This window comes from Neobacillus sp. Fa239 (assembly GCF_055395235.1).
Map to the genome: position 1 here is coordinate 4,943,280 of NZ_AP041611.1, position 20,162 is coordinate 4,963,441.

General features: G+C 41.4%; 21 protein-coding genes and 1 riboswitch. Of the genes, 6 read left to right on the top strand and 15 right to left on the bottom strand.

The genetic code is table 11. The features are described 5' to 3' along the window. The first annotated feature begins 23 nt into the window (after positions 1–23). The gene (locus ACZ5XR_RS24380; protein ID WP_464499057.1) at positions 24–1,238 is read left to right on the top strand and encodes an MFS transporter; all 1,215 of its coding nucleotides are present in this window, start codon (positions 24–26) and stop codon (positions 1,236–1,238) included. 26 nt (positions 1,239–1,264) lie between these two features. After that, on the top strand, positions 1,265–2,107 hold the full coding sequence (locus tag ACZ5XR_RS24385; RefSeq protein ID WP_464499058.1) for an aldo/keto reductase: 843 nt from the start codon (positions 1,265–1,267) through the stop codon (positions 2,105–2,107). 65 nt (positions 2,108–2,172) lie between these two features. Here the strand turns inward: ACZ5XR_RS24385 and ACZ5XR_RS24390 are convergent, their stop codons facing one another. The 10 genes from ACZ5XR_RS24390 to ACZ5XR_RS24435 form a co-directional block, all read right to left on the bottom strand. Continuing rightward, positions 2,173–3,348: a NupC/NupG family nucleoside CNT transporter gene (locus ACZ5XR_RS24390; RefSeq protein ID WP_464499059.1), complete on the bottom strand. Its 1,176-nt coding sequence runs from the start codon at positions 3,346–3,348 to the stop codon at positions 2,173–2,175. A 363-nt stretch (positions 3,349–3,711) separates the two neighbouring features. Further along, on the bottom strand, positions 3,712–4,416 hold the full coding sequence (locus ACZ5XR_RS24395) for an ATP-binding protein (RefSeq protein ID WP_464499060.1): 705 nt from the start codon (positions 4,414–4,416) through the stop codon (positions 3,712–3,714). Further along, complete coding sequence (locus ACZ5XR_RS24400) at positions 4,413–4,904, bottom strand: ECF transporter S component (protein WP_464499061.1); 492 nt, start codon at positions 4,902–4,904, stop codon at positions 4,413–4,415. The genes ACZ5XR_RS24395 and ACZ5XR_RS24400 overlap by 4 nt, the downstream gene beginning before the upstream one ends. Next, on the bottom strand, positions 4,901–5,491 hold the full coding sequence (locus ACZ5XR_RS24405) for a cob(I)yrinic acid a,c-diamide adenosyltransferase (RefSeq protein WP_464499062.1): 591 nt from the start codon (positions 5,489–5,491) through the stop codon (positions 4,901–4,903). The genes ACZ5XR_RS24400 and ACZ5XR_RS24405 overlap by 4 nt, the downstream gene beginning before the upstream one ends. Positions 5,492–5,505: 14 nt before the next feature. Beyond that, complete coding sequence (locus ACZ5XR_RS24410; protein ID WP_464499063.1) at positions 5,506–5,940, bottom strand: bifunctional adenosylcobinamide kinase/adenosylcobinamide-phosphate guanylyltransferase; 435 nt, start codon at positions 5,938–5,940, stop codon at positions 5,506–5,508. After that, entirely contained in the window at positions 5,892–6,491 is a 600-nt protein-coding gene (locus ACZ5XR_RS24415; RefSeq protein ID WP_464499064.1) for a histidine phosphatase family protein, read from the bottom strand. Before ACZ5XR_RS24415 ends, ACZ5XR_RS24410 begins: the two co-directional genes overlap by 49 nt. After that, positions 6,461–7,240 (bottom strand): adenosylcobinamide-GDP ribazoletransferase, encoded by a 780-nt coding sequence (gene cobS / locus ACZ5XR_RS24420; protein ID WP_464499065.1) that lies wholly within the window; start codon positions 7,238–7,240, stop codon positions 6,461–6,463. The genes ACZ5XR_RS24415 and cobS overlap by 31 nt, the downstream gene beginning before the upstream one ends. Positions 7,241–7,253: 13 nt before the next feature. Continuing rightward, positions 7,254–7,829, bottom strand: coding sequence for a bifunctional adenosylcobinamide kinase/adenosylcobinamide-phosphate guanylyltransferase (locus ACZ5XR_RS24425; RefSeq protein ID WP_464499066.1), 576 nt, complete (start codon positions 7,827–7,829; stop codon positions 7,254–7,256). Between the two features lie 12 nt (positions 7,830–7,841). Beyond that, on the bottom strand, positions 7,842–7,952 hold the full coding sequence (locus ACZ5XR_RS24430; RefSeq protein WP_464502428.1) for a hypothetical protein: 111 nt from the start codon (positions 7,950–7,952) through the stop codon (positions 7,842–7,844). 68 nt (positions 7,953–8,020) lie between these two features. Continuing rightward, complete coding sequence (locus ACZ5XR_RS24435) at positions 8,021–8,146, bottom strand: adenosylcobinamide amidohydrolase (protein ID WP_464499067.1); 126 nt, start codon at positions 8,144–8,146, stop codon at positions 8,021–8,023. A 286-nt stretch (positions 8,147–8,432) separates the two neighbouring features. Beyond that, positions 8,433–8,624: riboswitch (cobalamin riboswitch) on the bottom strand. 204 nt (positions 8,625–8,828) lie between these two features. Here ACZ5XR_RS24435 and ACZ5XR_RS24440 point away from each other — a divergent pair. The 3 genes from ACZ5XR_RS24440 (at position 8,829) to ACZ5XR_RS24450 (ending at position 13,054) form a co-directional block, all read left to right on the top strand. Continuing rightward, entirely contained in the window at positions 8,829–10,019 is a 1,191-nt protein-coding gene (locus tag ACZ5XR_RS24440; protein ID WP_464499068.1) for an MFS transporter, read from the top strand. A 175-nt stretch (positions 10,020–10,194) separates the two neighbouring features. Continuing rightward, positions 10,195–11,847, top strand: coding sequence for a S53 family peptidase (locus tag ACZ5XR_RS24445; RefSeq protein WP_464499069.1), 1,653 nt, complete (start codon positions 10,195–10,197; stop codon positions 11,845–11,847). A 412-nt stretch (positions 11,848–12,259) separates the two neighbouring features. Then, on the top strand, positions 12,260–13,054 hold the full coding sequence (locus ACZ5XR_RS24450; protein ID WP_464499070.1) for a 3D domain-containing protein: 795 nt from the start codon (positions 12,260–12,262) through the stop codon (positions 13,052–13,054). Between the two features lie 252 nt (positions 13,055–13,306). Here the strand turns inward: ACZ5XR_RS24450 and ACZ5XR_RS24455 are convergent, their stop codons facing one another. The 5 genes from ACZ5XR_RS24455 to ACZ5XR_RS24475 form a co-directional block, all read right to left on the bottom strand. Continuing rightward, positions 13,307–13,726, bottom strand: a complete 420-nt coding sequence (locus ACZ5XR_RS24455; protein ID WP_464499071.1) for a DUF6526 family protein — start codon at positions 13,724–13,726, stop codon at positions 13,307–13,309. A gap of 781 nt (positions 13,727–14,507) precedes the next feature. Continuing rightward, a complete protein-coding gene (gene kynB / locus ACZ5XR_RS24460) occupies positions 14,508–15,143 on the bottom strand; it encodes an arylformamidase (RefSeq protein ID WP_464499072.1) in 636 nt (211 codons plus the stop codon). A gap of 27 nt (positions 15,144–15,170) precedes the next feature. Then, positions 15,171–16,010: a tryptophan 2,3-dioxygenase gene (kynA, locus tag ACZ5XR_RS24465; protein ID WP_464499073.1), complete on the bottom strand. Its 840-nt coding sequence runs from the start codon at positions 16,008–16,010 to the stop codon at positions 15,171–15,173. A gap of 23 nt (positions 16,011–16,033) precedes the next feature. Beyond that, positions 16,034–17,308, bottom strand: coding sequence for a kynureninase (kynU, locus tag ACZ5XR_RS24470; protein ID WP_464499074.1), 1,275 nt, complete (start codon positions 17,306–17,308; stop codon positions 16,034–16,036). Between the two features lie 146 nt (positions 17,309–17,454). After that, positions 17,455–18,765, bottom strand: a complete 1,311-nt coding sequence (locus ACZ5XR_RS24475; RefSeq protein WP_464499075.1) for an alkaline phosphatase — start codon at positions 18,763–18,765, stop codon at positions 17,455–17,457. Between the two features lie 240 nt (positions 18,766–19,005). Here ACZ5XR_RS24475 and ACZ5XR_RS24480 point away from each other — a divergent pair, with 240 nt between their 5' ends. Beyond that, positions 19,006–20,148, top strand: coding sequence for a glycosyltransferase family 4 protein (locus tag ACZ5XR_RS24480; RefSeq protein WP_464499076.1), 1,143 nt, complete (start codon positions 19,006–19,008; stop codon positions 20,146–20,148). Positions 20,149–20,162: the final 14 nt, after the last annotated feature.

Consider the following 20,162-nt stretch of genomic DNA (forward strand, 5'->3'; position numbering starts at 1 on the left):
AAACAAAATTTAGGAGGAGAACAATGTCCATAAATAAAAAAAGAAGTACCTTTGCGCTAATCGCGTTAGCCATGAGCGCCTTCGCAATTGGGACGACGGAATTTATTAGTGTCGGACTATTACCGTTGATAGCGAAGGATTTACACATACCCATTACAACAGCAGGTTTAACCGTTTCTTTGTATGCTATAGGCGTCACCTTTGGAGCACCAATCCTGACTTCCCTCACATCGAGGATGTCACGCAAGGCTTTATTGCTTTGGATCATGATCATTTTTATTATCGGCAATAGTATGGCAGCAAGTGCCGCTAGTATTGGAATTTTACTGGCAGCTCGTGTGATATCTGCCTTTTCACATGGAGTTTTTATGTCCATTGGCTCAACCATTGCAGCTGACTTAGTACCGGAAAGTCGGAGAGCCAGTGCCATCTCCATCATGTTTTCAGGACTCACGGTCGCCACCGTCACTGGTGTACCGATTGGGACATTCATTGGGCAGCAATTCGGCTGGAGATGGGCCTTTATCATTATTATTGGAGTCGGTGTCCTGGCTATAATCGCGAACAGTATCCTTGTTCCGTCTGACTTAAAAAAGGGGACTCAGACATCCTTCCATGATCAGTTTAAATTGATGAAAAATGGACGTTTACTGCTTTTATTTATGATTACTGCCTTAGGATATGGTGGCACATTCGTAGTCTTCACTTATTTATCACCGATCCTTCAGGATATAACCGGGTTTAAAGAAGGAGCCGTGGCTGTGATTCTGCTCGTTTATGGAATAGCGATTGCGATTGGAAACATGATGGGCGGAAAATTATCGAATCTAAATCCCACAAAAGCTCTATTTTACATGTTCATCATTCAAGCCGTTGTTCTTTTTATCTTCATGTTTACCGCACCATTTAAAATAGCTGGCGTCATTACCGTTTTCTTCATGGGTCTTCTCGCTTTTATGAATGTCCCTGGATTACAAGTATATGTGGTTATGTTAGCAGAGCGCTTTGTACCGACTGGTGTAGATGTCGCTTCAGCCATGAATATTGCTGCTTTTAACGCAGGGATTGCACTTGGATCATGGTTAGGCGGCATGATCACTGATTCAATAGGTCTGATTCAAACCACCTGGATTGGAGCCCTAATGGTTCTAGCTGCTGTTTTCTTGACAGGCTGGAGCCGGATTCTGGAAAAAAAAGATCAAAAAGCAGCAGGTGTACTGCACCAAAAATGTGCTTGATTTTAAAAAATAGGAGGATATATATTATGTTAAAAAGCTTACAAGATACAACTACACTAAGTAATGGGGTTAGAATGCCTTGGTTTGGGCTTGGGGTATTCAAAGTGGAAGAAGGACCAGAACTAGTTAATGCGGTTAAATTTGCTATTAACCATGGTTATCGGAGTATCGACACAGCGGCCATTTATGGAAATGAGCAAGGCGTTGGACAAGGTATCCGAATGGGAATGATGGAAGCAGGAATTTCTAGAGAAAACCTTTTTGTCACATCAAAGGTTTGGAACGAGGACTTAGGCTACGAATCTACCATCGCTGCATATGAAAAAAGCTTAAATAATCTTGGTCTTGATTATTTAGATTTATATCTGATTCATTGGCCGGTCGAGGGAAAATACAAAGAGGCATGGCGTGCTTTGGAAACTCTCTATAAAGAAGGAAAAGTAAAAGCGATTGGAGTAAGCAACTTCCAAATCCATCATTTACAAGAATTAATGAGGGATGCAGACATAAAACCGATGGTCAATCAAGTAGAATACCATCCACGCTTAACACAAAAAAACATTCAGGCCTTTTGTCAAGAAAATGGAATACAGCTTGAAGCATGGTCCCCTTTAATGCAAGGGCAGTTATTGGATCACCCAGATTTATTGGAAATAGCCAATAAATACAACAAGTCGATTGCACAGATTATTCTACGTTGGGATTTGCAAAATGGAGTGGTGACCATACCAAAATCTACAAAGGAACATCGAATAATCGAAAACTCAACAGTATTTGATTTCGAGCTGGCAAATGAAGATATGAAAAGAATTGATCAACTTAATCAAAATTTTCGAGTCGGGCCAGACCCGGACAACTTTGACTTCTAAATATAGGAGTATGTAACATAACAAAAAGGCGCTTTCCTTTGAGGCGCCTTTTTGAATGCTAATTATTATAGGAACAAACCTACGATAGTTCCAGTTAAGATTGATCCCATTGTTGCTACTAACAATACCTTTAAACCAACCTTAGCTAACTCACTTGCCTTTTCATTATTGATAGCTTGTACAGTTCCAAGAATAATACCAATAGAAGAGAAGTTGGCAAATGATACTAAGAATGATGATACGATACCTACAGTTTTATGAGACATATGAGGGATCATTTTCATGAAGTCTAACATCGCGACGAACTCGTTAGCAGCTACCTTCGTACCCATGATGGAGCCAGCTTTAACAATCTCATTCGCAGGAATTCCCATAATCCAAGCGATTGGCGCGAATATATATCCAAGTACGCCAGTAAAAGAGAGACCAAAGATTGTAGTGAAAATCCAGTTAACTGCCGCGATCAAGCCTACATAAGTGATCAGCATAGCGCCCACGATTAAGGCCGTCTTTCCCCCGAGCAATGTCCAGTTGCCGATTGCTTCGAAAAGAGATTTCTCAGGAATCATTCCCTTAATATCGATTTTTTCATCTTCTTCTTTACGAACAGGACATACAATCGTTGATAGGATAAGTCCAGAGAATACGTTAATTGGTAACGCCACCAATACGAACCCCGCAGGAATCATTTGCATGTATGCACCTAAGATTGAACAGCTTACTGCAACAAGAGAAGAAGTAACAACAACGAACAAGCGGTTACCAGAAAGCTTAGGTATGAATGATTTTACAGAAAGAATAGCAGAAGTATCACCAAATACCATGGAGTTAACAGCAACAAATGATTCCACTTTTGGAAGACCTGTTATTTTACTTACTGCACCACCAATGTATTTTATGGCTAATGGCAATATTCTTGAATAAGTTAAAATACCGAGAATAGCTGTTACGAATACAATCATCATGAGAACATCGACAAAGAATAAATTCTTTCCTGTAAGGCTGCCGAATACGAATGAAATACCGTCATTACCAAAAGAAAGAACTTTGTTAAAGACATTTACGATATCGTTTAGAACTTTTTTACCGATTGAAGTATTAAGCATAAACCACGCTATAAATAACTGAATGACTGCCATGATACCAGCAGCTCGGTAGTTTATATTTTTCTTATCGTTTGACATTAACCAAGCAATGCCTAATAAAGCAAGAATACCAGCGATTCCGATTAAGATTGACATATTATTTTACCCCCAAAGGATTTATTAATTTAATTATTTACGCGAGCGCTTTCATTTGCATAAGTAAATATAACACACATTTTGAACAAATGTTAAATGATAATTGAACGAAATGTAAATGTTTTTTTTACCAATTCGCTTAAAAATGCCCATTATTATTTAAGAAATATAAAAATATTCAAATTTTATCCCAAAAATGAAATTATGTAAAAATAAATTTGAAAAAAAGCAAATTCACTAACATAAGATAACACTCTGAAATTGCAATTCAAAAAAAAAAGCCGTCACAATGACAGCTGGATTTTCAACTCTAGTCCGGGTGAGTAACGCTTTCCCGCTTTAACGAATCGGGGGACTGACCCCCTATAGTGGATGGAAATAGCTTTTTGCTGACTTCCTTATCTCTTCTTCGAGCTTTTCTGGATAAACGACAATAAAACACGTGGCAGGACCGGATGATTTACACACATCTAAGGTTGTGGTCAGACTTTCTTTTGTAAACTTCCGCTCGGAAAAAATTTGGTTCATCTCGTGTAAAATTCCTTTTGATCCGACAGGCCAAATCACCGCATTTTTCAGTCGGCTGATCTCTTGAAAAACCGACAAAGGAACCACATGATGGTCTTGCTCAATTACTTCATTTCCAACTAGCGGCATTCCTATGACTGCAAACTTTAATTGGCCAGTGTAAGCTATATCTGTCTTTTCGCAATAAGGCTTTTTTCCAACAACGATTAAACCAACGGCAGATTGTAATAACGAAAAATTACTTTCTGTACTGCCTGTAATGGAAACCTCGGTCAAACCAAGTTCAAGTAATCCTTTTTGTACGCCGCTTACGAGTTCCTTCCATTGTTCATTCCCGCAAAAATTATGGATCACAACTGAAACAGGAACACCTCCTGCTGCAATGCATTCCATGACAGCGACTCTAAACGAATAATAAGCGACCGTATCATACGGGACATGGATCAGATCATCCTTTTTCGCTCCAATGGCACCGCTATTATCACTGGCGATGATAAGGGAGAATTCCCCATCAAAAGGAATGCTGAGAATATCCCTCATGATTTGACCCCATTCTTCGGAATCATCGATCTAACCAGCGGGGAAATCCTTGGAATCACAATGAATGCTATGACACTATTAAGGATGGATCCAATGAAAAGTGAAGGGACAATGGTAAAATAAAAACCTTTATTGATTAATAAAATAAATGGCAATGGAGCGGCAAATGAATTTCCAAGAACAAATAGAATACTAGCTGCCATTTTATGTTTTTTGTAAAGAACCCCAAATATCCATACGAGTAGGGCCATTTCTAAAGCAATTAAAAAGTGCATCGAGCCTAATGGAAAACCGCCTAATAAGGCAGACAACAAATGACCTAATGCACCGACAATCGCTCCTGCCCCGCCGCCAAATAGGGCTGCAGCCAACAGGGCTGGAAATGCATCTAAAGCGACACTTCCTACGACAGCTGGAATCTTGATAGCGGCTCCAACAGCAGAAAGAGCAATCATAATCGCAAGCCAGCTGATCATTTTCCCCTTCATTCTGCCTGTCCTCCCCTGCGTTTTCTAACGCTAAATACGTTTGCACTTCGTACATATTCAACGTCCTTGACCTGTAGCCGGTGATTCATTACCCTTGCCAATGCAAAGAAATAGTCAGATAGACGATTTAAGTATTTGAGTGCGATTTCGGGTGTTTTTGGATCCGCCTTCAACAGTTTGACCACTAATCGTTCTGCCCTTCTCGTGATCGTTCTAGCAATATGAATCGAAGCGGAAGGCTTGGAACCACCAGGTAAAATAAATCGTTCCAGCTCCGGGGCTTCAGCGATAAATTCATCAATCTTCTTTTCCAAATAATCGATGGACTCTTGATGAAGCATCTGGCTGCGTTTTTCCGATATATCAGCAAGCACTCCGCCACAGTCAAATAATTCATGCTGGATTTTTTCAAGATCCTCAAGTATGTCCTTAAAAAGGTCCCCATCCAGCTCGGTGATCGCTTGTCCAACAAAGCAATTCACTTCGTCAACCGTTCCGTAAGCTTCCACTCGCGTGTCGTCTTTGTCTACTCGACCGCCGATTATACTTGTTTTCCCTTTGTCACCTGTTTTCGTATAAATTCTCATGTTACTCATCCCCTTTATTTAATCGTTTGATTGATTCCATACCAGATGATATCCATTTTTTCTGACATTTTGGCACAATCTTGATAAGCCCACCCGGTTACATCCCGCCACAATCTATTTTCTTTTTCCAGCGGAACAATTCCCTTTGTCATATCTGTTCCGATGACGACCAATTTTCGATTGACGCGTGACCGTTCCCAGGTCAGCCAATTGTCTAAGCAGCTGTTCCAGATTTGACGGCACCGGTAGGAATCAAATTCCTTCGTTAATTTTTTCAGCCATATTTCTACTCCTTCGAGAATAATCAAATCCGCTTTCATTTCAGCTAAATCGGTTGGGAGAGGAGCGTGATCATAAGCGGAAAGCCAGCAAGCAGCCTCTGTTACGTTGTATCTGTTCTTTACCCATAGTCGTTTCCCATTAAAGGCACCACCTGTAATGAAGTGCATCGATTACCCCCCCTTAACATTTCCCTATCAAAAACAAGCTCAAATCCGTGTTCATGTGGTACCTGCCATGACCAAAATTCCTTTTCTTCAGATGCAAATTGAGATAATAAATATCTGATTACCCCGCCATGTGTAATAACGGCACAGCGCTCGATAGGTTTAGCGAGAACTTCCTCCGTTATTTTTCTCCAGCCGCCTAGAACTCTTTGAGTGAATTGCTGAAAAGACTCTCCATTTGGCGGGGAATAATTGACAGGGTCTTTCAACCACCGGCAGTATCGTGAATCATTCTTCAAAATTTCGTATGTTTTCCCTTCCCAATCGCCGAAATTCATTTCGCGTAATTCAGTTAATGGATAAGGGTTTGTATGTGGAAACAATATTTTGGCTGTATCCAAACATCTTTTTAAATCACTGGCAAAATAGCAATGATACCGATTATGCGTCTTCAAGTCCTTTGTTTCTTCACATAAAGGAGAATCACTCCAGCCTAAATAGGCTCTTCTTTTATTAGCGATTGTTAAGCCATGACGAAATAATGCAATAACCACACAGTCATCCACAGCACTAACTCAGTCCCTTCTATAGAGGCCCCCAATACATCCCCCGTAATCCCGCCAAACCATTTCACGGCTTTCCGCCTGCAAAAGAAGACACACCCAGCAGAAACAATGACCAATAATCCCGCCAATAAGATATTTTTATACGCTAGAAACAGAAGACCCAGAATGTACAGAGGATAAATCCCTAACACTTTAGGTGATGCTGCACGTTGAAACAAGGAACCCAGCCCTTCATTTTTAGCTGATTTAACAGTTACGAGCAGGACACCCATCACGCTTTTACTCAAAAAAGGAATGGCAGCCATTAAGATATATGATATGGACTTTATGTTCATCGTACTTTCATAGATAAATAGAAACCGGCAGCTGAGTAAAACAAGGATGGATATCACCCCAAATGCTCCTGTTCGTGGATCCTTCATAATTTCGAGCCGCTTTTCTTGATCACGATAGGAAAAATACGCATCACTCGCATCCATCCAGCCATCGAGATGGATTCCGCCGGTTAGGAGAATCGTCGCTAGCCAAAGGAAAAAGGCATCAGCAAGATGAGAAAACGGCGTCCACTCCTTTAATACATAAAAAAGAACGGAATAAATGAGACCTTGAAAAAGGCCTAATAATGGAAAGGTTTGAACCGCCCTTCTGAGAAGATCCTGCTCCATCGGTATTTCAATGGGAACGGGAATGGCTGTGAAAAATTGAAGATTAATCAAAAATCCTTTGATGAATTTCATTTTTGCCCATCCTTCATTTACTTTCTTTTTTCATGACAATTGGAATGCCCGACTCCACTAAATAGACTTCGTCTGCTTCTCTTACCAATTGCTGATGGATTTGTCCTAGTAATCTTTTATATGTAAAAACGAGAGTATTTCCGACTAACGGTTCGTTTAAAACTTCATTACTGACAACAATCAATGCGTTTGCCCTTTTCTTTAAATCGATCATTCCCGCAACAATGCTTTTCTTAACCTTTTCAACATCAAGCGGAACCAATTCACGTTCGTTAGAAAACAGTTCATTATTCAAAAGTGTTGTCACACAATCGAGTAAAATGATATCTTTTTCACGGATATCTTCTGCAAGCTCCCTTATATTCACGGACTGTTCAATCGTTTTCCAATGATCCTTCATGGCCCTTCGATCTCGCTTATGTTTGCAAATCCTCTCTTCCATCTCGTAATCGGAAGGAACGCCTGTTGCCAGGTAAATGAGTTGTCCTCCTGTTTCGCTGGCGATTTCTACAGCCTTCCTTTCTGCAAAGCTGCTTTTCCCGCTTCGCACTCCTCCTGTTATAAAAATGAATAATGGAGATGACACCACCGGATAAACACCTCATTTTGCTGCTATTTTTTGTGAATTTTTAATCGCTTTGGCCGTGCATTGATAGACAGCTTCACTGATCAGTTTTCCTAAAGAATTGTTCGTTCCTGCAGATTCAATCACTGTTCCTGTTTGACTTGAAGCGATTAAAATACGATCCGAAGAGATCCCTGTTACGGAATCCAATATATTTAAGAAAAGCTTGGCTTTAGCTTTGCTTCCGTTGCCGTCATAATGCTTTGAATAAAGGCCTCTTCTGTCAGTTCGCCATTCACAAAAATCCATGTATGGACAGTGACAGGCACCATTTCGTCCACATTTCCAACATTTGCTGTAACAATAACGAAAATCGAAAAGTCAATTTCTTTCGAGGTTTGGACTGTTGATTCATGCCCTACCTGCTATTGTCAGCAACACGGCAAACAATAGTGAATACCATTTCTTCACATTACTTCCTCCTGTTTTTTCGACTATCATAAAATTTTGCACCAATAAAAAAACATCCCCATTTTGACATGGAGATGTTGGTTTGTTTAGATTCTGTTACTCATGCAGAGTAATCGTGGCCTAAGCTTCCACCCCTCCCTATCCTCGTAGGTTTTTTGGCGCATGAAAAAATAGGCAGGTTTCCTGGCTCATGATCATCGCTCCCTATGCCTTCCCATCGATTCGACAGTGACATATTATAGGTTGCTCCCATTTACAGTGGCGGGACCGCGTAGGTATTTCACCTAACTTCCCTTTTAAGCTAAATATCTTTGAAAGAATTTTAGCACCTATGCTTCTATTATTTTTTTATGATAGTTTCATTATATAGGGAAGCAAAATCATTTGTATATGTTTTTCAGAGAAACCTTTCCAATATAGGAAATAGTTTTTCCTCCTAAACTAGTTTCTAATAAGATTGAACTATCCTCATAAAAATGTTTTATGGTATGATAATTAAATTGTTTACCTGCCTTGTGACACATTTACATTCATCTAAGAAAAGAGGTATTTATGAACACCACAGAATTATCTAAGCGGCATTGGCTGCTCATCTTTACACTTACTTTATTAACCTTTGTTCTCGGGACAAGCGAATTTGTCATCGTCGGGATCTTAACCGATGTTTCCTCGGGTCTTCATATAACCAATGCAAAAGCAGGCACACTTGTTTCTGCGTTTGCCATTACCTTTGCCATTGGCACCCCACTCGTGATGTCGGCAACAAGTCATTTTCCAAAGCGTAAATGGATGCTGTTTTTGATCGGATTGTTTATCATTCTCAATGCTCTATGTGTGATTTCGACAAGCTACATGATGATCCTCACACTTCGGATGATGACGGCAATTGTAACAGGAGTTTTAATTTCACTTGCTATGATTGTGGCAAGTGAAACCATGCCAATTGCCAAACGAGGACTTGCTATATCATTCGTTTTTGGCGGCTTTACTCTAGCGAACGTGATTGGAGTGCCCATTGGCACCGTCATCGCTGAAAGGTACAACTGGAATGCAACCTTCCTGTTAACGACTTTTCTCGGTGGAATTGCGTTTTTGGCATCTTTCTTAACTTTGCCTAATAAGCTCAGTCAATTTCGCAGCTCGATGCGTGATCAATTTTCTTTGTTGACACACCCGCGAATTTTAATGGCTTTTTTCATTCCATCTCTTGGATTTGGATCGACGTATGCCGTTTATACGTATCTTGTTCCAATCCTGAAAGTAATGGATGCTCCTAGCAGTTCAATCAGTTTAATCTTGTTTGGCTACGGATTTATTTCGATTTTCAGCAACATACTCGCCGGTAAAATTGCCTCTCACAATGCGATCGGCCGCCTGCGATTGGTTTTCCTCGTACAGGCAATAGTACTGGCTAGCTTGTATTGGACAACCAATCATTTTATCTATGGATTGATTAATATTGGCTTGATGTCATTAATGGCCATCATGTTAACCACATCTACCCAGCTTTATTTGATTGACCTTGCCGGTATATATCAGCCAAATGCGACAGGACTCGCTGCTTCACTGATGCCAGTTGCAAGCAATATCGGGATCGCCTTGGGTTCAGCATTAGGCGGCATTGTTTACAATCAAGGAAATTTGATGAGTGTGACATTGGTCGGCGGGCTGGTCGCAATAGGGGCAAGCCTTCTAACCTTCCTAAGTCATCGCTTAGACCAAAAACAGGCGAAACCCGCATAGGGTAGATTGAATAAGGATCTTGAATAAGGGCTGGCGATGGTCATCGTCAGCCCTTTATTCTGTGGATCTGTATCGTCGTGGAAAAAAACTTCCTAAATCATACTTTTGCTCCTATCATGTTAAAATTTTCCTATATATAATAGAGTTCTAGGACAAATTTAAGGAGGATGAAAAGATGGAAAAGGAAAATCGTTCAAATAGCCAAGAAGAATCCGGGTACGTGCAGATACCTGGAAGTGAGAGAACCCCGCTACCATTTGCCGTTAAATTGACTCCAGTTCATCCTGATGAAGAAATGTCTGTAACTTTACTAGTTCGTCGACCGCCGGTTACTAGTTTTTTAGAAAAGAAGAGCACTCTCCCTTTTACCAAAGTACAGCATCTTAGCCGTGAAGAATTTGTGGTAGCTCATGGGGTAGATCAAAATGATCTATTGAAAGTGAAAGATTTCGCTAAAAACCGTGGCCTATCAATTAAAAAAATGAACGCGGCTGCAGGTACCATCTTGCTTTCTGGATCAGCATCAGCTTTTAGTAATGCCTTTAAAGTAAAGCTCACAAACTACGAACATCTAAAATTTAACTATCGGGGACGTACCGGGCCCATTCATATTCCAGAGGACCTTGCCGATATTGTTGAGGCAGTGGTTGGACTGGACAACCGTCCACAGCTTCGGCCCCATTTTCAGATTTTTGAGGAAAAGATCGTGCCCCATAGAGATCAAACATCAAGGAAGTCTTATACCCCACCTCAAGTGGCCAGCCTTTATAATTTTCCAGAGAATATTAATTGCAGCGAACAGTGCATCGGTATTATTGAATTAGGCGGCGGCTATAACCCTGCTGAAATGCAACAATATTTCTCCTCGCTTGGAGTAACGGAACCAGTATTAGTAGACATATCGGTAGACGAGGCAACGAATCAGCCGACAGGAGACCCAAGCGGTCCTGACGGTGAAGTAGCGTTAGATATTGAGGTGGCTGGAGCTGTTGCTCCGGGAGTGAGAATGGCGGTTTACTTTGCCCCCAACACAGATGCAGGATTTTTGAACGCCATTACGACGGCTATTCACGACACCGTCAATAAGCCTTCTGTCATTTCTATTAGTTGGGGTGCCGCGGAAGATCAATGGACTCACCAGGCAATGATTGCGATGGATCGCGCTTTCCAAGATGCAGCAGCACTAGGTGTCACCATTTGTTGCTCCTCTGGTGACCGCGGCTCCGCCGATGGCATGAATGACGGTCTCGTTCATGTTGATTTCCCTGCTTCCAGCCCCCATGTCCTCGGCTGCGGCGGGACAAAGCTTGAGAGTTTGGGAGAAACCATTACGAGCGAAGATGTTTGGAATGAAGGACCTGACAGCAGTACCGGAGGCGGGGTTAGTGCCGTATTTAATCTGCCTCCTTGGCAGGCGTCAGCCAATGTCCCTTCTTCAGCAAATCTCAAAGGAAAAAAAGGACGAGGTGTTCCGGATGTTGCTGGAAACGCTGACCCCGCTACCGGCTATGAAGTTCTTGTCGATGGACAGAAGGCTGTATATGGTGGAACTAGCGCAGTTGCCCCACTCTGGGCAGGCTTGATTGCTCTCATAAACCAACAAATCGGTAAGCCGGTAGGATTTATAAACCCAACTCTTTATCAACTATCGACTGATAGCAATGCCTATCATGATATTACAATGGGAAACAATGAATCAAGTAGTGTAAGAGGGGCTTATACCGCCGGGCCAGGTTGGGATCCATGCACAGGTCTGGGTAGTCCAGATGGAACCAACTTATTGAACGCTCTTAAAAATGAAATCGTTCCTACTATAAGATCTAAGTAGAATAAAATATTACAAGGCATGTTTTTTTATAAAAACATGTCTTTTTTTTGAAAAATAATTGGAATATTATTCCTATTTCTTTTGTTATACGCTTTACTGCGTTACCATAGCGGGGGACTGACCCCATTTTTTTTAATGGATATTTGGGAATGAATTACCATCAGATTCATATTTTGTAATATTATTTTAATAAATAGAAATGGAGCTCCGTAGTGCATAGTGCTGGGCTTTTTGTTATGAAAACGGTTTAAAAAATGACATTTTTTCTGATTATTCAATTATTTTAGACATATTACTGCAATATATTTGCCACGTATGTAAACGATTTAACACCTCCCTGTTCTTTTTCTCAGAAAATTCTATGCTACTATTAAGAAAAATTAGCAACCAAAGAACACGGAGGGTAAAAGAAATGCTTAAAAAAATTCTATCAATAATAGCAGTTGCTGTGCTCTCAGTAACTGTAAGTGCTAATGCAAACGCTGCAACGATTACAGTAAAAAAAGGGGATACACTTTGGGATCTATCACGCGTAAATAATACGACTGTGAAAAATATCCAAATGGTGAATCGCCTTAATACAGACCTTATTCACCCTGGGGATGTACTAACAATTGCACCGGAAAAACATCATACGGTTATACCAGGTGACACATTATGGGATATATCCATGGATCATCAGGTAACTGTTTCGCAAATTAAAGAATGGAACAATTTAAATACCGATCTCATCCATCCTGGATTAAATCTATTAATTTTTGATGGCTTAAAAACTACTAATCATGCTTTAACAGTAAAACTAAAGAAGCATTCATTCCATACAGAATCGATACATACAGAATCTATAAATCCTGAAGCACAGGCACCCAAGGAAAGTGCACCTGCGGTAAAAGCTGAAGCAACAAGTAATTCGAGTTCAAAGGAAATTACGGTGAAAGCTACAGCCTATACGGCTTCGTGTGCAGGATGTTCCGGTATTACGGCTACGGGAATAAACATTAAAGCACACCCAAATGAAAAAGTCATCGCAGTTGACCCATCTGTTATACCGCTTGGCAGTAAAGTTTATGTAGAAGGCTATGGTGAAGCAATCGCAGGAGATACTGGTGGAGCCATTAAAGGAAACAGAATTGATATCTTTATGCCTTCTGAACAAGATGCCATCAATTTTGGCGTAAAACATTTAAAGGTCACAATAATAAACTAACATGACTAAAACTAGCCTATTCTAAAAAACACTGCAGCCCCTTTATGTACCAAGGGGTTGCAGTGTTTTTTAAATGAAATTTATTAAACTATTCGCGGATTAACACTTTACCGCATTACAGTATCGGGGGACTGACCCCATATTTTTAAAGATCAGCGGCACTTTTGCAATCACAAATGAATCCTATTAAAAAAAGACGATCGCGAAATTCTTTGCTTGAATTTCGCGATCGTCTTTTTTAATGGCAAGATCCTAAATCCTGTAATTATCCGGTCTCCAATTGGTAATCTGTTTCTTAATATCATCCGGACTTAAATTTTGTGAAGCAGCCTTTTCACTTAGTGCAGGAAACTCCGCATCATCAGCAAAACGGAGAGCAATTATTTGTCTTACAGTAAGTCTTGGATTAAGCAATTTTCCCGTTAAGACATAGTGTCGAAGATTCTCTTCCGCTCTTATCGCCCGGTCCTGCGCCTTTAATGGATACGTACGAATTAAGACAAACATGATAGCCAGAATGATAGAAATGGCTAAAGCAAGGATAGACGGCAGACACAGTCCGTTTTTAACAGCAAAGCATATGGCACAAATGATTGTAATTAATATTAATAGCGATAAAATATAATGAAAAAGCGGATGATACCTCGTATGATTCTTATAATTTTGATTCATTTGAGCTTCCTCCTCATTTCGGTCACATAGGACTTCTCTAAGTGAACTGTTTTGCTTTTCCTTACCGGGTTCGGGCACGTAGGACTTCTCTACGTGACCTGGTTTGGTTTTCCTTACCGAGTTCGGGCACGTAGAACCTCTCTACATGACCTGGTTTGTAGTTCCCTACCAGTTTCGGGCACGTAGAACCTCTCTACGTGACCTGGTTTGGTTTTCCCTTCAGGGTTTGGGCACGTAGAACCTCTCTACGTGACCTGTTTTGCTGTTTCTTACCGGGTTCGGGCTCGTAGGATCTCTTCTACGCGACCTGGTTTGGTGTTTCTTACCGGGTTCGGGCTCGTAGGACCTCTCTACGCAACCTGCTTTGGTGATCCCTACCAGGTTTGGGCACGTAGGACTTCTCTACGTTACATAGTTGGGTGTTTCTTACCGGGTTCGGGCATGTAGAACCTCTCTACGTGACCTAGTTTTGTGTTCCATACTGGATTCGGGAACGTAGGACCTCTCTACGTGACCTGGTTTGCTGTTTCTTACCTGGTTCGGGCACGTAGGGCTTCTCTACGTGACCTGGTTTGGTGTTCCCTACCGGGTTTGGGCTCGTAGGATCTCTCTACGTGACCTGTTTTGGTGTTTCTTACCGGGTTTGGGCTCGTAGGACCTCTCTACGTGACCTGCTTTGGTGTTCCCTACCGGGTTTGGGCTCGTAGGATCCTCTACGTGACCTGTTTTGTTTTTTCATAGCAGGTTCGGGCACGTAGAACTCACCGCAAAAAGTTTATCCCTATTTGACACCTGAAAGATTCCGCAGCACCGCACGAACCGGACTCCCATCTGCCTCGGCCAGCGGAAGTGGGAGAGCCGCCAACTCATAGTCACCTGGAGGGATTTTATCCAACACCAAGCCCTCCAAGATATGGATTCCATGTCGGGTTAGTTCATGGTGGGCCGAAAGCTCTTTGCTATCGATAGGATCTACAGAAGGCAAATCGAGGCCGATCAGACGAACTCCCCATTTTGAAAGAAAGGCCGCTAATTCTGGCTCAATCGCAGGGATAGCAGCTGGGAACTGCTGCCGATCACCCCATGCATCTGTCCTGATTAACAATCGGGTTACCCCTTCCAGGTTAAAATCGGCTAGTTCGCTGACTCCTATCGATGGCTTATCTGGTAGATGAATCACCCTGGCCCTGCCAATGTATAAATTCACATCGAGATCGATTACTTTTTTTCCATCATTATCAAAATGAAAGGGAGCATCAATATGGGTGCCGGTATGGGTGCTCATGAGGATTTGCCCAACATTGACAGAACCGCTTTCTTCCTTGCTCCAATTGACCTTGTACGTAAAAGGTGTGTCCCCCGGCCAAACAGCGACATGCTCGTCCAGCCGCTGGGAAATATCAATCCATGAATTCATCTATCTTCCCTCCTCTTCAAAAAACGATTAAAGCTTCGTCCGCAAACTCAGCAGCTCAGGGAAAAATTGCTGGTCCAGCACTCTTTTTAAATAGGAAACACCCGAAGAGCCGCCCGTTCCCTTTTTATACCCAATGATTCTTTCTACGGTAGTCATATGGTTAAAACGCCATAGCTGCTGCTGGTTGCCTATATCGACGAGCTTTTCCGCCAGTTCATATAAATCCCAGTACTGGTCGGTGTTGCGATAAACGGTCAGCCACGCATCTTCAACACTCGCATTTTCTTCATAGTTTTGAGACCAATCGCGGTCCAGGGCTTTTTCATCTACCGATAAACCATGAGCGACAAGGGCAGTGATTGCAGCATCATATATGCTCGGTTCATGAAGAGCTTCGACCATGGCCGGATATAACTCAGGCTGATGCTGATAGACTGCAAGTGTATGAGCGTTCTTTCCTCCCAGCGTAAATTCTATCAAGCGGTTCTGATAGGATTGGAAACCTGAGGAATGGCCCAGCTTATCACGAAATTGCATATATTCAGAAGGAGTCAATGTCGACAAAACGCTCCATGATTGGATTAACTGTTGCTGAATACGCGACACCCGTGAGAGCATTTTAAAGGACGGCTCCAAATCATTGCGGCGGATACACTGGGTTGCCGCATTTAATTCATGTAAAATCAGCTTCATCCACAGCTCACTTGTCTGATGGATGATGATAAAAAGCATTTCATCATGATGATTCGATAGCCGATGCTGGCTGGATAAAATCTGATCAAGGCAGAGGTAGTCACCGTACGACATATCTTTTTGAAAATCTAATTGAATGCTTTTTTCAAGATTGTTATTTTCTGAGTTGTTCATTTTATACCCTCCTAATTTTGTAATTAAGCGACAACCTCTCGTTCATTCGAAAACTTCTCATATTGCTTCTCTGTCATGATTGCTTTCAACGTTTGAACCACTTTCCAAACTTCTTCATAGGAAGTATAGAGGGCCACGGGTGCCAGGCGGATGATGTTTGGCGCCCGGAAGTCAGGAATGATTCTATTTTCTTTTAAAGCCTTGCAGATCCGGGCTGCTTCTTGATGCTCCAAACTGACATGCCCGCCCCGGCGCACATCGTCCCGAGGATTTCCAATCGCAAAGCCGAATCCTGCCAGCTCTCCTTCTATTAAATCCATTAAATACTGATTAATCCGAAGCGATTTTTGGCGGATATTTTCAATGCCAGCTTCGGCAAAAATCTGCAATGAACCAAGTAATGGCGCAAGGCTTAATACATGCGGTGTTCCAATTTGATAAGCTCCCACTGCTTCTGCAGCTGTTAACGTATGCTCGAGGTCAAATTGTTTATCTTTGCGCGAACCAAACCATCCGGCTAATCCCGGGCTCGTTCCAAAATGCTTCTTATTCACATATAAACCGCCGACACTTCCAGGTCCGCCGTTTAAGTATTTATAATTACACCAATAAGCAAAGTCAACATCCCATTCATGAAATGAATGAGGAATAGCACCCACCGAATGACATCCATCAAAGCCGATCAGGATCCCTCTTTTATGCGCTTCGTCCGTTAAGCGTTTCATATCCAAGATTTGCCCGCTCCGATACTGGACGGTTGGAAGAATAATTAAGGCAACCTCCTCCGACATCGCTTCAATAATGTCCGTCTCTTCGATTACGCGGCCATCCCGGCTTTTCACTCGAATCAAATGCTCATCCGGATCATATCCATGAATGCGAAGCTGGCTTTGCAGTGCATAAATATCTGATGGAAAGTTTAGCTCATCGGCCAAAATTTTTGTTCGCGCGCCTTTTGGCTGGTAAAATGTCGCAACAAGCTGATGGAGATTGACGGTCGTGGAACCGGTTACAATTACTTCTTCACTAGAAGCACCCACTAACGGAGCCATCAATTCTCCTAATCTCTCAGAAAGTGAAAACCAAGGATATTGACCTTTTGTCCAGCCATCGATCCCATGATCCTTCCAAGCCTCCACGACCTCCAGGAGTGATAATTCTGCTCGCTTGGAAAGCAGCCCCAGTGAGTTTCCATCCATGTAAATCCAATCCGGTTTTAGATAAAACTCACCGCGAAACCGTCGAAGTGAATCCTCATAATCCTGCTGCAATGCATAATCTAATGTTGAATGAACCATCCATGCCCCTCCTTTTTCTTTTACCATAAAAATCGTATCAATAAATAGGACAGGATGGCAACCATATAATTCTGAAAATTATAACTCTTAATCAAATTGAAATAAAATAAAGCCCGGAGATTACCGAGCCTGTTTTGGGAAATTTTTTATTCCATAATCTCAAAAAGAATCCTGGCAATTTCACTATTTTCTATCCTTCCGCTGAATAAATGTCGATTTAGACCGTAAGCATAGATGGGGACATCCTCACCGGTATGCCCTTTTGTTGTCCAGCCTGTACTTGAATAGTGATTAATGATGTCAATGAGGGCAAGACGGGTATCTTCTTCTTCCATTTCTAATGTCGCATGAAGGGTTTGCAAATCCTCATTACTAAGCGGAACGTGCATATAATCCTTTAAAGTTTCCATATCTTTTGTTTGATGCAATTTTGCCGCAATCACATGTGGGGTTGCAGTAATGGATTTAATGACACTTGGATTCCATTTATAATTATCATTTCGGTCGATACTCATTCCGCCGGTTGAGTGATCAGCCGTGGCAATTACAATCGTATCCTCTCGATTTAAGGCAAATTGAAGTGCCGCTTTAAAGGCCGCCTCAAAATCTTTCATCTCACTCATGGCACCTACTATATCATTATCATGCCCCGCCCAATCAATTTGACTTCCTTCCACTAATAGAAAAAAACCATTTTGATTTTGCTGCAAACGTTTTAGCGCAGCTCTTGTCATCTGTGCAAGTGACGGAACATCGGGGCCCTTGTCGATCTGTTTAGGCAGCTCAATAGGCGCGAATAAACCTAAAAGCTGCTCATTTTTATTGGTGAGCAGTTCTTTAAAATTTGTGACATAGCCAAAACGATTTTTAACAAACTCTTCTATTAAATTTCGGTCATCACGAAGGAAATAAGAATTGCCCCCTCCTAGCATGACATCTATTTTCGGCTTGCCATTGATTCGCTCGTCCAGATAATCGTCCGCGATTTTCAAATATTGCTCTCTGGATTCCCGGTGTACGGCAAACGCTGCCAAGGTCGCGTGATTGATCTGACACGTTCCCACTAGTCCAGTCGATTTGCCGCGAAATTTAGCATATTCTAAAATCGTTGGAACCGATTGACTGTCGATATTGAGTCCAAGGACGCCATTATACGTTTTAAAACCAGTTGATAAGGCGGTGCCTGCCGCTGCTGAATCTGTAATATTACTATTTTTATCCAAAGAATAGGTGGATTGTGTGCCAACAAAAAATTGATCAAATATGGTAGGATTCATCAGCCCCTTTTGGGGATCATGATTAAAATATCGAAGGCCGGTGGTGTAAGAAAAGCCCATCCCATCGCCGATCAGTAGGATAACATTTTTGACTTTCTTCCCTCGATTGAATTGATGATGAATGATGGGATTATAGGTATGTACACTAAAATCATTTTGCAGAACGGCATTATTTAACAAAATAGAACAGCACCTTTCTTTTTTACTTTCCAACCTTCATTTCAATCCATTTATAACATAAATAATTCGTATTTATACTTGTGAAACAGTAGTTTTACAAAAACTCAAACAATTCTTAATAATTGACATGCGTTTTCTTTAGTACAATAAAAGTGACCTTATCATTTGGAGGGATTGGATGAAGAATAATTCTACGGGGGATGGTACTAGGATTTGGAAATGGTTAAGGAGGAGATATGTATGAAAATTGCGATTTTCACGGATACCTTCTATCCTGACATCAATGGGGTGGCCCGAACACTAAAACAATTGACAAATTATTTAGATGACCAAAACATATCCTATAAAGTTTTTGCACCTGATTCTCATTCAAACGAATATATTTCTGAACACATCCGCCGCTTTAAAAGCCTTTCCTTTTTCTTATATCCAGAATGCCAGCTTGCTTTTCCAAACCTTCTTAAAACTAAAGCAGAATTGCAAGATTTTTCTCCTGATATTATTCATGTCGCTACCCCCTTTAACGCAGGGCTTTGCGGCGTCTATTGGGCCAAAAAATTAAACATTCCGCTTGTCGGCTCCTATCACACCGATTTTGACAATTATTTGCAATTTTACAATCTTCAATTTCTTTCAAAAATCCTTTGGAAATACATGAAATGGTTCTATAAACCATGTATAAAATTATTTGTCCCCTCCCATGAAACGTTAACACAGCTAAAATCGAACGGATTCTCGAATCTGGAAATCTGGTCGGGTGGCGTCGATTGCCAGATTTATCATCCTTTTTATGATAAAAAAGCTGTTCGAAAGCAATACGGAATCACAAAAAAATACCTCCTAACGTTTGTAGGCAGGCTCGCACCTGAAAAAGATGTCCATACACTCCTGGCGATTGCAGATGCACTGCCTTCTAAGGTCAAAGAGCAAATTCAATGGTTCGTAATTGGAGACGGTCCGCTAAAGGAAGAGCTTCAACAAAAAGCGCCGGCGAACATGACTTTTACGGGATATTTAACAGGGGAACAATTAGCCCAATTCTACTCCACATCAGACCTTTTTATTTTTCCTTCTCCTACCGAAACTTTCGGAAATGTTGTGATAGAAGCACTAGCAAGTGGTACCACGGTGATTGCCGCCCATTCAGGCGGTGTAAAAAATATTATTAAATCAGGGGTTACAGGGTATTTGTGTGAACCAGGGAATGTACATGCATTTATAAAAGCTATTCTTGAGCTATTAGAAAATGATAGTTTAAGAATGCAATTAGGAATCGAAGGAAGAAATTATGCGCTGACAAAAAACTGGGACCACATCTTCACGCATTTGCTTTGGCATTACCATGACGTGATCGAGAAACCTAAGATACAAATATATGGATGATTTTAATAAGGAGT